Annotated in this window: 11 protein-coding genes; 3 read left to right on the top strand and 8 right to left on the bottom strand. The window is 41.0% G+C overall.

The features are described 5' to 3' along the window. Positions 1–39: 39 nt before the first annotated feature. Entirely contained in the window at positions 40–1,524 is a 1,485-nt protein-coding gene (locus ACFEL9_RS21745) for a spore maturation protein (protein WP_385894542.1), read from the bottom strand. Positions 1,525–1,763: 239 nt separating this feature from the next. Between ACFEL9_RS21745 and ychF the strand changes: the two genes are divergently transcribed. Then, positions 1,764–2,861, top strand: coding sequence for a redox-regulated ATPase YchF (gene ychF, locus ACFEL9_RS21740; protein ID WP_385894540.1), 1,098 nt, complete (start codon positions 1,764–1,766; stop codon positions 2,859–2,861). Positions 2,862–2,992: 131 nt separating this feature from the next. Here the strand turns inward: ychF and ACFEL9_RS21735 are convergent, their stop codons facing one another. Next, a complete protein-coding gene (locus ACFEL9_RS21735; protein ID WP_385894538.1) occupies positions 2,993–3,355 on the bottom strand; it encodes a hypothetical protein in 363 nt (120 codons plus the stop codon). A gap of 185 nt (positions 3,356–3,540) precedes the next feature. Between ACFEL9_RS21735 and ACFEL9_RS21730 the strand changes: the two genes are divergently transcribed. Next, entirely contained in the window at positions 3,541–4,662 is a 1,122-nt protein-coding gene (locus tag ACFEL9_RS21730; protein WP_385894536.1) for a lactonase family protein, read from the top strand. Between the two features lie 40 nt (positions 4,663–4,702). On the opposite strand, the gene trhO is transcribed toward ACFEL9_RS21730, so the two are convergent. The 5 genes from trhO to ACFEL9_RS21705 all read right to left on the bottom strand — a co-directional run bounded on the left by trhO (position 4,703) and on the right by ACFEL9_RS21705 (position 12,646). Further along, positions 4,703–5,740 (bottom strand): oxygen-dependent tRNA uridine(34) hydroxylase TrhO, encoded by a 1,038-nt coding sequence (trhO, locus tag ACFEL9_RS21725; RefSeq protein ID WP_385894535.1) that lies wholly within the window; start codon positions 5,738–5,740, stop codon positions 4,703–4,705. A gap of 146 nt (positions 5,741–5,886) precedes the next feature. Beyond that, the gene (locus tag ACFEL9_RS21720) at positions 5,887–8,382 is read right to left on the bottom strand and encodes a DUF5686 and carboxypeptidase regulatory-like domain-containing protein (RefSeq protein WP_385894533.1); all 2,496 of its coding nucleotides are present in this window, start codon (positions 8,380–8,382) and stop codon (positions 5,887–5,889) included. A 75-nt stretch (positions 8,383–8,457) separates the two neighbouring features. Beyond that, complete coding sequence (locus ACFEL9_RS21715; protein ID WP_385894531.1) at positions 8,458–8,820, bottom strand: hypothetical protein; 363 nt, start codon at positions 8,818–8,820, stop codon at positions 8,458–8,460. A gap of 162 nt (positions 8,821–8,982) precedes the next feature. Beyond that, positions 8,983–11,424: a penicillin acylase family protein gene (locus tag ACFEL9_RS21710; RefSeq protein WP_385894529.1), complete on the bottom strand. Its 2,442-nt coding sequence runs from the start codon at positions 11,422–11,424 to the stop codon at positions 8,983–8,985. Positions 11,425–11,494: 70 nt separating this feature from the next. Continuing rightward, a complete protein-coding gene (locus ACFEL9_RS21705; protein WP_385894527.1) occupies positions 11,495–12,646 on the bottom strand; it encodes an esterase-like activity of phytase family protein in 1,152 nt (383 codons plus the stop codon). Between the two features lie 99 nt (positions 12,647–12,745). On the opposite strand from ACFEL9_RS21705, the gene ACFEL9_RS21700 reads away from it, so the two are divergent. Continuing rightward, positions 12,746–13,315 (top strand): DNA alkylation repair protein, encoded by a 570-nt coding sequence (locus tag ACFEL9_RS21700; protein WP_385894526.1) that lies wholly within the window; start codon positions 12,746–12,748, stop codon positions 13,313–13,315. 94 nt (positions 13,316–13,409) lie between these two features. On the opposite strand, the gene ACFEL9_RS21695 is transcribed toward ACFEL9_RS21700, so the two are convergent. Continuing rightward, positions 13,410–14,300 carry a hypothetical protein gene (locus ACFEL9_RS21695; RefSeq protein ID WP_385894524.1) on the bottom strand — a complete coding sequence of 297 codons (891 nt, stop codon included), beginning with the start codon at positions 14,298–14,300 and terminating at the stop codon, positions 13,410–13,412. Positions 14,301–14,387 lie beyond the last annotated feature (87 nt).

The following is a 14,387-nucleotide window of genomic DNA, read 5'->3' as shown; positions in this document are numbered from 1 at the left end:
CAGTCATAGGTAGGCTGAACTTAACCCAGGCAAAATTTATCACCCAAAAAATAAATAAGCCAACGTGATGGCGGTAATGATACAAACAAGATCGGCCAATAGCATAGCGCCGATAGAATATCTTGTATTTTTAATGCTTACCGATCCAAAATAAACAGCCACAACATAAAAGGTAGTATCGGCTGCTCCCTGAAAAATTCCTGACAGCTTGCTTGCAAATGAATCGGGTCCAAATGTGGTCATGGTACTAACCATCATACCTCTTGCGGCGCCACCACTTAAAGGCCTTATCAATGCAGTAGGAAGTGCATCTACAAATCGTGTATCCCCGCTAAACATAGCAAAGAAACTTTTCATACCCGATATCACTGCATCGAACGTACCGCTTGTACGAAGCATACTGACAGCCACTAAAATTCCCAATATATATGGAATGATCCTTATTGCCGTATCAAATCCATTTTTTGCACCCTCTACAAAAGCAGAAAATAAATCTATTTTTTTATACAATCCGCCTAAAATGATCAGCAGAAAAACAAGCAATATCAGGCCACTGCTGAGCATACCTGAGAATGATTGGATATCTGGCGCTTCCAATCTGGAAATATATAATACCAGTAATGCAATGATAGCCGAAATGGCCAATACCCATGTTATAATCACAGGCTGAAATAAATTTATCTTTTGCCTGAACGAAACGATGATCATGGCAGCCATTGTACCAACAAATGTCACGATCATACAGGGAATAAAAACATCAGTAGGATCAGATGCATGTTGTGCAGCTCTTACTGCTATTACGCTAACCGGTATTAAATTTAACCCCGCCGCATGCAGACAGAGAAACATGATCTGCGAATTGGAAGCAACATCTTTATTAGGATTAAGCTCCTGCAGACTGGCCATTGCTTTAAGTCCAAAAGGAGTTGCAGCATTATCAAGCCCCAACAGGTTGGCCGAGAAATTCATGATCATATGACCCATTGAAGGATGGCCTTTAGGTATCTCCGGGAAAAGTTTTGAAAAAAAAGGCCCGACTATGCGGGATAAAACTCTGATGCCTCCTGCTTGTTCGGCAATATTCATAAAACCAATGAACAATGCTAAAACGCCTATCAGCTTTAAACATATTTCAACAGCTACCCAACATGTTTCTATAATGCCATCAACTTTTCTTTCCAGTTTTTGCTGAACAGAAACATATGTATAGACTTTTATATTAGGGTTTGCCCCCTTAATGACGTTTACAGAATCATGCGACAAATCATCGGTAAGTAAAACTGTTGCTTTATGAGCGGAATCTTTTTTAAAATAACCGAACTCTCTCAAAGACCCGACATATTGGGGAGAAACATTTTGATTTTGCGGTGATCCAATCGTGACATAATAAACGCTGTCATATTTATCGGACGACTTTCCTACAACCATTCGGTTAAATATCTTCTCATCTCCCCGCAGCATTCTAAAACCTGCCACCAAAACAGCAATAATGATAAAAGCCGACCATATCCTGCTCAAAGCCATATTGGTTTTTCTTTTGTAATTTTTAGATGTAAGTGCATTTTAAAAGACTGGGGTTGAAGGTAATGGAAAGTTTGATATTATGTGCCAGCCTGCCCCCATTTCACCTATCTTTGCGCCCCGAAAACAATTAGCAGTTTGCAGTTGGCAATTACCATTAATCGCCATCAACTACAAGCTGAAAATTTTTTAAAAAAACAATTGGCGAACTGCCAATTGCAAACTGAAAATTTTTAGAAAAAATGGCTTTACAAGCAGGGATTGTAGGATTACCAAATGTGGGAAAATCGACCTTATTTAATGCGGTGAGTAATAGTGCAAAGGCACAGGCAAGCAATTATCGTTTCTGTACCATCGACCCCAATGTCGGTTTAGTGGATGTTCCGGACCCAAGACTGAATAAACTGGCAGAGCTGGTAGTGCCTAACCGTATCGTTCCAACCCAGATTGAAATAGTAGATATCGCCGGGCTGGTACGTGGCGCCAGCAAAGGCGAAGGTTTGGGAAATAAATTTTTGGGGAATATCCGGGAGGTGGACGCCATCATTCATGTGATCCGCTGTTTTGAAGATGACAATATTTTACGTGATGAAGGGGCCATCGATCCGGTTGGCGATAAAGAGATCATTGATACCGAATTACAATTAAAAGATCTTGACAGCGTAGAAAAGAAAATCGCCAAAACAGAAAAACAGGCAAGAGTTGATCCAAAACTAAAACCTGAGTTGGAAGTTTTGTTGCGTTGTAAAGAGCATTTGGAAAAAGGTCAGAGTATCCGTGAGCTGGATCTGTCCAAAGAAGAAAAGGTAGCCATTGCAGATCTTTTTCTTTTAACTGATAAACCTGTTTTGTACGTCGCCAATGTGGATGAGCCTTCGATGCATACCGGCAACAAATATTCTAACGCATTGAAAGAAGCCGTAAAAAATGAAAGAGCTGAAGTGATCATCATGAATAATTCCATTGAGGCACAAATAGCAGAGATGGAAAACCCGGAAGACAAGCAGCTGTTCATGGAAGAATATAAAATGACCGAGCCTGCGCTTGACAGGCTGATCCACTCCGCCTACAAGCTTTTAAATCTCTACACCTACTTTACTGCCGGCGTACAGGAAGTAAGGGCCTGGACCATACACGAGGGCTGGAAGGCGCCGCAGGCTGCTGGTGTTATCCATACCGATTTTGAAAAAGGATTTATTAAGGCGGAAGTGATTGCCTACAACGACTTTGTGCAATATGGCTCGGAAGCTGCTGCCCGTGACGCGGGGCGTTTACGCATTGAAGGAAAAGAATACATTGTGAAAGATGGTGACGTGATGCATTTCAGATTTAATGTATAAGTCAGAACCACGATTTGGAGGATTTTAATGGACTATTAGGATGTTCTTCCACCTTGTTCATCTCCTTAGAAAAAATTAATTGAATAAAAAGCCCCGGATTGCCGGGGTTTTTAGTTCATAGGTATTTTCTTTTAATAACACAAATTATCAACCAGGTACTGCGCTTCATCATAAGTGAGCCAGTAATCGGTAAGCTCACCACGGATAATACTGTTATTGGAGCGATTATAAAACTCCATATGCCCCCTCCTGCTCAGGTCACCATAGATCACACTGCCTTCATAAGGTGTAAATCCGGTGGTGGATCGGATGATGGTATAACCGTTATATGTTTCGACAACAAAATAGGGACAATAAGAATCACTGTACACTACCTCGCCTCTTTCCTTACTTAACCAATAGTCCTGGTCGTAACTGTAATCTCTTTTAGAACAGCCAACAAATATTACCGCTGATAAGATTAATAATGCTGAGATAGTAAAAAACTTTTTCATGGTATTTGAGTTACGGTTAATAATTTTAAAATATGGCGTTAATTAATGTCTTAGTGATAAGACTATGCGATGTGATACAAGGTTGATAGAACGCTTGTTAAAATGAATTAAAATTCCTGTCCGGTTATTGGATACCTGTTAAAGAATTTGTACAAAGTTGTTAAGACATCCATTATATTAGTTGTATGAAATACTTACTACTGACACTTGCGCTGCCTTTTTTGTGCTTGACAAAAGCCCCCAAAGAATACTATCTTCTCGTAGGCACTTATACCGGTGGTAAAAGTGAAGGTATCTACGTGTATACGTTTAACAGTGACGATGGAAGTTTCAGGGAAATAAGCCATGTAAAAACTTCTAATCCCTCCTTCGTTGCTATTTCTCCTGATAAAAAATTTGTTTATGCCGTGCATGAAAACGCCCAGGGTGGAAATGGCGGGGAGATATCAGCGTTCGCTTTTGATAACTCCAAAGGAGAGCTTACTTATATCAACCAGCAAAAAACCGAAGGTGATCATCCATGTTATGTGGAGGTAGATAATACCGGTAAATGGGTTTTTGCAGGCAACTACAGCAGCGGAAGTTTATCCGTGTTGCCGGTTAATACTGATGGCAGCCTGGGCGAAGCGACCAGCCATATCAATCATACTGGTTCTGGAAAAAATAAAGATCGCCAGGAAAAACCACATGTGCACTGCACACTCATATCACCGGATAATAAATGGCTTTTTGTTCCTGACCTGGGTATTGATAAAGTGATGATCTATGGCTTTGATGATAAAACCGGCAAACTCACTCCTGCATCAACACCCTTCGCCTCGTCCACACCTGGTGCCGGTCCACGACATTTCACTTTTCACCCCAGTGGAAAATTTGCTTATCTCATCGAAGAACTTTCCGGGCATGTTGTAGCCTATCAATATGGAAAAGGTAAATTAAAACAACTGCAGAGAACAAGCACAGTGCCCCGTGGTCAAAAAGGTTTTGCCGGCAGTGCTGATATACATGTGTCGCCTGACGGCAAATTCTTATATGCCTCCAATCGCGGCGACTTCAATAATATTGCCATTTATAAAGTTGATATCAACACAGGAAAGCTGAATATAATCGGATTTCAGTCAACACTGGGAACTGCACCCCGTAATTTCAATTTTGATCCTTCTGGTAATTATCTGTTAGTAGGTAACCAGGGCAATGATGAGATCGTAATTTTCAAACGAAACCTGAAAACCGGCCTGTTGACAGACACGGGGAAACGCATTGAAGTAGGCAAGCCGGTTTGTTTAAAATGGATACCAAAAGAGTAGTTGCCATTTATCGGCAACTGGTAACCGGCAACCTTATCGTTCACTGGCCGTTGTTTTTTAACTCCGCCATGCGGCTTCTTGATTTGTTAAAGACATTTCGTCCTTTATCGATGCCTTTGCGCATTTCCTTTTGCTGCTCCGGCGGCAGATGAATAAAGTCCTGGCATTCTTTGCTGCAGCAGTTTTCATATTTTTCCCGGCATTCATCACATTGAATGAACAAAAGATGACAGGCATCATTAATGCAGTTGACGTGTGTATCCGCTGGTTTACCGCATTGATGGCAATTAGCAATAATCTCATCGGTGATCCTCTCGCCCAGGCGCTGATCAAAGACAAAGTTTTTCCCGTGAAATTTATTTTCCAGTCCTTTTTCTTTTACCTGGTTGGTATAGTTGATAATACCGCCTTCGAGATGAAAAACATTTTTAAATCCCTTGTGCAGCATAAATGCTGAAGCCTTTTCGCAACGGATACCACCCGTGCAGTACATGATGATATTGCGATCTTTATCTTCTTTCATCATCTCAACCGCCATCGGTAATTGGTCCCGGAAAGTATCACTGGGTATCTCAATTGCCTTTTCAAAATGTCCTACTTCGTACTCGTAGTGATTTCGCATATCAATCACCACGGTATTGGGATCGGCAGTCAGTACATTGAACTGCTCTGCATTTACATACTTACCTTTATTATCCATGTCAAAGCTGGGATCATGAATACCGTCCGCAACAATTTTGCTCCGAACTTTTATGTCGAGAACATAAAAAGATTTTCCGTCGTCATCCACAGCAATGTTCAGCCTGAGTCCGTTTAGCGGCTGAATAGAATACAGGTAAGATCTAAAAGCCTCGAAATTGGCAGCAGGTACGCTTACCTGCGCATTGATGCCTTCATGCGCCACATAAATGCGACCCAACACGCCGATTGCACTTAACTGGCGGTATAATTCGTTCCGAAAATTTTCGGGCTCCTGTATTTTAAAATAACAATAAAATGAAATAGTGGTGCGTGGTGTTGGATCTTGCTTAATACGATCTTTTAGCTCCTGCCGGGAGACCCGATTGTGTAATGCCATAATTCTTGAAATTTGACCCCGCCTGAAGCGGAGAATTCTATTAATTGGTCAGTTGCAGGCTGAACCAAATTTCGGGCGCAAAGATAAGGAAGATAACGTTACTGGTTGCCAGTTACCGGTAAACCAGAAACTGGTAACGGGTAATTTTATTTAAACTGCACCTTTCCTCCTATTATGCCACCAAAGCCAACCCTTACGCCAAACTTATTTCCCAATCCTGGCTGGTAAGCATTGACAAAATCAACCCGGATCACTTTAAAAATGTTCTCAAGGCCAGCAAATATCTCCACATAGTAGTTATTGCTATTTACGTAAAATGTATTAGCGCCACCAACGAGATTCCATTTGAGCTTATTAAAGAGGGGAATTTTATTCGTGAGCAATCCATTGAAATGATGTTCCGCATGGCCAAACGCATAGAATTGTTCAGCATTGCTGTATCGATAATACGGCGCCAACTGGAAACTGTTCAGGTACTTAACATTATAAAAAGTCTGGCTCCCGTTAAAATGTTTGAGATCAGGAATGAAGACGCTCTTATCATTGATAAACCCACCCATACCTAACCTGTATTTGAATTCTCCACCCATTTTAAAATTCATCTTATCGGCTACCGTGAATTCCCATTTATCAAAATTGACATCCGATCCAAAAAGATCCTTAAATCCTCTGGTGTAAAAAAGGGATAAAATGGGTTTATTGGAACCCAACGGCATTTTTCCCCATGGATATTCAATAAATCGTTGGCCGGGTTGCCAGCTTACACTGATGCCTGCTACCAATGCCTGGTGTTTTTTAAAAGGCAACAGGGCCAGCTCATAGGGATGATTGGGTAATAAGCTATCTGCTTTGTTGAAGAAAGAATAGTCTGTTGTGTTCATCAATGGCAACCGGTCTTCATAGCTAGCGTGAACATTAACACTGAGGCCACTTTCCAATTTGTTGTTATACTCGATATGCCCAAACCAGTTTTCATACAGCTTCATGTAATTCTTTTTCCCAAATAACGTATACGCTGCATTGGTTAGGGGATCTATTGGATTATCATGGTTAAACTGTGAGAGACGTTTGCCACCGGACAACTTCAAATATCTTTCGCGATAACCATGCTTTTTGGGCTTAATCATAAAATCAGCATAGGAATTCAAATGTGAATTGCTAAACCCATACCTCGTATTCCAGTCGAGCTGATAATTGTACTTACTTTTAATATGAGAGTACGAAAAGCTTTGTTCAACATTTATTGATACCCCCTCCACAGTATTGTATTCAACCTGGGATATCAGCGGCTTGAGTCGCCAGTTCAATGTAGATTTTCTGCCATACCAACTATGTCCTTGTCCTGACCAAAAAACACCTTCCACCGAAATCGGTTTTTGATTTTTTCGCAACGAATCAATCGACCGTTTTGACCGCAGGGAATCACGCATCAATTTTGAAATGCTGTCTTTAAAAACAAAATTTCTTTTTTCATCCGTTTCCAGCGCAACAGGCCTGATGGCATTCCAATAATTTGAATCCTTTTTATTAAATGCAGTGTCATACCGCATAATCGTACGGCCAAAATGCTTGCGGGCAAAGCCGGGATTAATGTTATAGTCAGAATAAATATTGACAAAGTTGCCGGTGATATGAAAGCCAAATTGCTTTATAGCTACATACATTACCTGGCTTTTTATTTTCCAGATACCCGGCTCCACCGCAACATGAAGTTGTGTAATTCGCATGGTATCCAACAACTCCAGCTGATTTTCTTTGGTAGTAATAAGATCTGTACTGAAAATGCGCCAATCATTTTCAGTAATCTGAATGGTGCCACTGAATAAGGGTTCATTCTTTCTTCGGGGTATTACCCGGATCGTATTGACCATTTCGCCATCTTCCACAAAACTTCCTTCATACTTGTACCGGTAGTAATTCAAAGCTCCATCAGCAATCGGAGAAATAAATCCCCTCGGATTAATGTTATTGTCGAAAACTGAGACATTGTTTTGATAAAAATTGATAAAGAAAGGAAAGCTTAACCCATAACCACCACCGCTTTCGCGGGACGAAATGACCCGGTACTTTATATTATTGGGCTGGGAGAAATCGACCTGCGTAACCGATTCGGATAAAAACAAAATGCCTTTCCCCAATGAATCGAGTCCGTCGTTAGCATCCCGTTCTATTTTTTTTCCAAATATTCTTTTGGGCATAGCGCCTGAACGCATCAGGCCTTTGATGTAAACATTTACAGAAAAAGAATCAACCTGGTTATTATAATAATTTCTTTTTTTTATTGCATTCCGGATGATTTCGTAGGCGGGGTCCTCTCCTTTTTTAACAATCACCTCGCTCAATGTAAGTTCCTGTATTGATAGTTTAAAATCGACTATCTGATCGCCATCCGCCACGGAAATTGTTTTCTCCTGCCGGGCATATCCGACATACTGGGCTACCAGCGTATATTGACCTGCGGCCAGTGAAATAGAATACCTGCCTGAGCTATTGGCATTGGTGCCCTTGTTGCTTCCTTTAATACTAACAGACGCGTAGGGTAACACGTTACCTTTTTCATCAGTAATCACCCCGGCAACTCTGCCGGCATTTGAAGAAAAACAATAAAACAGAAAGAGAAAAATGAGTAGAATTGGTTTCATACGCAGAATAATGAAACGAAAATACTCCTGCGGTTGTTACAAAAAACCCAAAGTGTGCTGCCGTCAGAAGGAGGGCTAGGTTGTGGAACGGGTTGTTTTGGTGCTGCGTAAAAAAGTTCCGCTCATAGCTGCAAAGCCGGCTACAAGACCACCGATAAACCCGGTAATAAGTATTAGCAGAAATGAATTAGGTCCAATGCCGAGCAATTCTCCTATCCTGGCGGATAATATGCCATCATTCTCGATATCAATCCAAAAGGAAAGTCCGCTCCACAATAATAAAACACCGCAAAACGCTGCTAAAAACGAAAGTCCTGCCTTTTGTATCACCAGCAGTCCTACAAGAAAAGCAGCGATAGCAATGCCCCACCATGGCAGATATAGTCCGGCAATAAAGGATAGCAATGCGGTTAATATGAGTGCGGCTAAAAATTTCATCTGTTTATTTTTTATTGTTTAATTAGGTCAGAACTTGTCCCGAACTAGCTTCGGGATGGAACGCCTCTAACATTCCTCCCGTGTGTCATCAATTAACATGGGCGTTTCATATGATTAATAAAAACTTAATAATGATAATGCAAAAAAAATAATGGGTGAATATTAGCCTTTCTCAAACTTCATAGTCCACTTTACTTTTTTGTCCAGTGCGTCAGATTTTTTCATGACCCACAACCGATAATATTCACCTTTAGCCCAGGCGCTAACAAAATTATCATAGTAACGGCTACCGGGGTTGCCGCTTTGCCCGCCAGGATATACACCATACGCTTCTGTAATGGGTGTAAGGTGCACAATCATTCTCCAGCTTGGCCCGTTGCTGTGTGAAGTGGCGTTGATGATCTCTTTGCCACCACCGTTCTTTATACCGGTAACAGCAAAAGGTAGTGCGTTTGCCCGCAACATATGATAGATGGTGGTATTTTTAAATTCGGCCCAGCCGAGTTTATTTTCCTTTTCTTTCGAAAGTAAAAATGGAGCGGCTAATTTGAAACTTGCAGTTATTACATCAACAGCGGTTTCTTTTTGTGGTGTGCTGATATCATCCGCATATTGAAACAGGGAATCCTTAAGCAATCCATCAATTAAAGTAGATTCATGAGGATAAATGGGATCTTTTGCTTTAGCAAATTCATCATGCCAGACTTGTTTTTCAAGACTATCCATCCATACATCAAAAATAGTGGGAGCTTTTTCCTCCGGATTGTTTTCAAGGTTCCAGGTTTTGAATAAGTCCAGCAGTCTCTTTTCATCGCTGTTCAATTTTGTTTCATCGATATGAGTCATTAAAAAAGGTCGAATAATTTCCGCCTTCGTGTTATAATTATTATTCTGCAGCTCCATCATGTCCTTAGGGACTATTTGTTGCATATTGCTTAATCTTTTATTAATGGCATACCCCCTGTAAACTGCATAATCACCCGGAACAAAATACGGGTAAGCAGAATCCGTTGCCAATTGATTGGCACTGCTGACAAAGCCTTTTTCAGGATTGACGGAATGCGGGTTTTCTTCCTGTGGTATCATTCCCTGCCAACTATAACTATCATCTTCGCCGGGCATTATGTATTTACCTTGTTCAGGCCAGCGCAATGGTATTTCACCTTGTTGCCAGATCGCAATATCACCTCGTTTACTGGCAAAGACAATGTTTTGTACAGGGCAGGTAAAATATTTTATTGCCGCGGCATAATCGTCATAATTTTTTGCCCTGTTCAACCACCACCACATCAGCAATTCATTGGAAGGATCATGAGCTTTCCATCTTATCGCAATAGCTTTATCTGCCGAACTCACATTGGTAAAACTTTTATCATACATAACCGGGCCAAAAACAGAATAAGCTACGGTGTCATAAACTGAATGACCACCCCTTACTTTTATTTCTTCAATCCGGAGCTTACTGTCGGTCCATTGCCCGTTATGCCAATACTGCTGCTTTGAATCGTCTTTAAATTTTATTTCATAGAAGTCCATGACATCAATTCCTCCGTTGGTAAAGCCAAAGGCGATACTATCATTAAATCCAATGACCACGCCGGGTATGCCCGGAAACGATGTGCCATACGCATTAAAGGAAGGCGTATTCATCTGCAATTCATACCAAATGGCAGGAACAGTGAGATCAAGATGGGGATCGTTGCACAAAATAGGAAAGCCACTTTTGGTTTTGATGCCACTCACTGCCCAGTTATTGCTGCCGACTCCCGGTGTAGGTTTATCTGTTTTATTTATTTCCAAACTGTCCTTCTCCTGAAGGTAGACCGAGTCTGAATTTGAAGGAGCTATTGCGTTAACGGAAGGCAACGGATAAGATGTGCCTTTGGGAATAATGGGATTTAACGAGTCCTGTGCGTAAGGAAAAAGCATTTTCATTTCTGCCTCTGAAAATATTGTATGCAGGTTGCTATATTGAAAATCGTTGGCATAACCGTAACCGGCAAGTGTTTTAGTCATTTGTTTAATAAACAAGGCTGTCTTGAGTGTTGACCATTTTTCAGGTTTATAATCCAGCAGTTTGTACTCAATTGGCAACTCACTCTCCTTCATATTTTCAATAAAAGAATTAATACCGGCAGTATAACTCTTCACAGCTTCACGGGTATTTTCATTTTCTTCGAAAGCTTTTGCCATATTTTCTGCGCCATATGTCAGGCCCATGCGACGTTGTTCCCTGTCATAGTTAATAGCTTTTTCGCCAATTACTTCACTTATCCTTCCAGCCGTGGCTAAAGTTTGAAACTCCATTTGCCAGAGACGAAATTTCGCATGCAGGTAGCCTTGTACGAAATAAGCATCGTTATCATTATCAGCAAAAATGTGCGGAACCAGTCTTTCATCAAAATAGACAGCCGTTTTTGCATTTAAGCCGGTAAACTTCAGGTCTTCATTAAAATCATGATCGGCAGCCTCCGCATTTTGCCAGAAACCATGTTGTGGACTGAGAAACTTTCCCATCGGGGGAACTGAACCCCATTTTTTATTGAGCGCAAATACAAGACCTGCTGTAACAACAGTGGAAATAACAAAGGGGATTATCCTCATAAGCAATCAAATATTCAGAAAGATAAAAAAGAAAAAATGGATAGTTAATTTATTTACCAACAAAAAATGTTCAGGGTAACACTTCGAAAAGCAAAAATTGCGTCTTCTCTTTAGCGTTAAAATTATTGTCCGTCACCAATACAAGACTCCTTCTTCCGTTTGGAAGTATCGGGCCGAAGGTTACTCCCTCTACATTGAAAATATCCAGCTTCAATGTATTGTTCACATCCAGCAAAAGTTTTTTTTGTATAGGCCTCCTGGCTGGCTGAACTTTCAACGAAGGTAATTCAGCAATATTTTCGGCACCTGTCGCATCTGCCAGGTATACTTTTATGTCGGTCGGTATTCTTCCGGTAGAATAAGCTCGTTCAATAACGATAAACTTTTCATCCCCGAGATAAAGGATGTCGGACACGCCATTTATTTTAAATGCCCCGGGAGGATTTGCCGGGTAGGGTACCGCATCGATTTCATACGCATATTGTGCCACTTGTTTTTTTGAAGACAGATCAAATTTCAAAAACCTTACCCAGGAGGTGGAATCGCCAAGACCCGCTTTTGATGCATCTTCGTACAAAGCTTCCTCAACACATACAAATAAGCTGTTGTAATCTTCAGCAAAATCCAAACCTTCAAACACACTGTTGTGACGCGGACCTTTTTCAACAGCCTGCAAATGCATATTACCTGGTAACGGCAAGCTATCAATATACCGGCCATTATTATCCATGATGACAATATCAGGTTGCTGGATATCCTGCACAGTATCCCGCACCCTTCTTTGTCCTTCGCTTCCACGGATAAATATATTATGTATGGGATCAAAACGCATCGACTCCAGGTCAGCCGAGTGAGGAAGATCTTTGGTAATGTCGGAATATAGAACCCCTCCCGGGTTTAATATGGGCACCATCCCGGTAAAAACAACGCTGTCGATGCCATTTTCATTCAGCAAAAGCTTTGCCGTGTAAAACCTGGCCGGACCTTTTACTGAAGGATCATCACAAATCATGTAGTACACATCCTTCGCTTTATCATGGTCAATACCTGACAAACCTCCAACGACTGTGCCCTCGTATTCGATACCATTCGGAACGACATATTCATTCACAAACTTTAGTCCGCTGATAGTGTACTTTGATCGTGTTGATGAGATTTTTTTGGAGGAGGTGCAGCTACTGATGAAGAGAATGCCAAAAGAAATAACCCAATAGTTCCGCATCAAAATAGTTTTAGCGTCAAAACTACGATGCCAGTCCCATTTTTCTGCTACGCCCAGAAATGAATTAATTTCAGCATTTACAGTATCAATTCAGATCTAATGGCAGGAGAACTGTCCATCATACAAAAACTTTTAATCGCCAACAGCAGCCCTGAGGCAAAGGCCGCTCACCAAAAATTTGTTCCGGGAAACGAAAAAACATATGGCGTAAGAATGCCATACCTGAATGAATTAGCCGCCCGATATAATACAGGCGGATTTGCTCTGGTGGAGGAACTCTGGCGAGCGGGAGCTCTTGAAGAAAAAGTATTAGCCGTAAAAATTTTGGGGAAGATTGCAAAAAAAGACCCGGCCCGTTCGCTGCAATTGGTGCAGCTGTTTGCAGACAATATTGGTAACTGGGCCGTTTGTGATGCGATAGGTATGCAGGGACTAAAACCGATACTTAAAACACACCAAAAAGAAATATTTGAATTGGCAAAAAAGTATAACCAGTCTGCTGATTTTTGGCAAAGAAGACTTTCGCTCGTTTTAGTCGAATGGTACACGAGATTCAAAGAACTCCATCCACAAATTAAAAAACTGGTGAAGGCCCTGGAAGATGATAAAGAATACTATGTAAAAAAAGCTATTGTATGGATCAATAAGAATTTAGAAAAAGGAAAGTAAGATTATGAACCTAGATTACTTCTTCTAAAAAAAATACTCCCCACCGAAGTGGGGAGGCTGGGGAATCTCCAAATCACCGTTTATAGAGAGAAGTTTAAGGTAAGAGGATGATGGTCTCTTTGTTATTCCATTTCAGTAATGCTTTATTATCACAGTCGCCATTATTAGGATAGGTGTAATCCAATAAAAATTCATAAGAGCCGATTGTCATTTTCAATGTTCCTTCACTTATCCAGGCGCAGCTAACTTTTTTGATGAGTGCATCTACTGTTTTGAGAGTAATCACTACACCGTTTTTGAAAGTAGTTTTTGATTCTCCTTCGATGGAATAAATATCGTCGGCTATTTCTGTGGTTGCAGCTCCAGCTATTTGTGTAACATACTTTGTTTTTTCATAGGTGTAACCACGGCCGTTGGGGAAGGTTACTTTTCCGCCTGTTACAACTACTGAAAATTTGATGTTACCATTCTCGCTGAGGTTAGTGATTACTTTAGTTCCCTCAACTTTCACCCGGCCTACCTGGAAGTCAACTAACGTGATAGTGACCACTGATCCTGACTGGCGTAAAGGACCTGTGAAATGCAAAACAATTTTTCCCTTTCTGAATTTAGTATCAGGACAGATATAGCCTTCGCCAAAATCGATCGTTACAGTTTTAGGATAAGTGTTATCATCGGGGGTAACGGTTATCACCGCATTAGCTCCGATACGTACACGCAGTTTCAAAAAAGGAAATGGACGCAGTCCTTCTGCACGGCCTGCACTCAGGATGCCTTCTTCATCAGCAGCAGTCATGCTGATATCCTGTACGTCATCATAGCTGGCTTCGGCTTCCATGCCTTCAGCAGAATACTCGGCTGCTTCTGTTTCGGACACGGCAGGACGGGATGGCTGGCTGGCTTCTTTTTTACACGCAAAAAAGAAAATACTTAGGGAAAGAAGGATGGTGGCTAAGGGGAACCGGTTAATGGTCAAAAGCTTCATATAATTACTTTTAAAAAGTTTTTAATTATTACTGCATCTTTGGAACTGCTAAAAGAGACAAAGTTTAACGCGGCCTTAATTTTTTTA

Origin of the sequence: Terrimonas alba, from assembly GCF_042434975.1 — a bacterium.
Lineage (GTDB): Bacteria > Bacteroidota > Bacteroidia > Chitinophagales > Chitinophagaceae > Terrimonas_B > Terrimonas_B alba.
The sequence above is the reverse complement of the archived record's forward strand: the minus strand, read 5'-3'. Positions and strand labels throughout refer to the sequence as shown.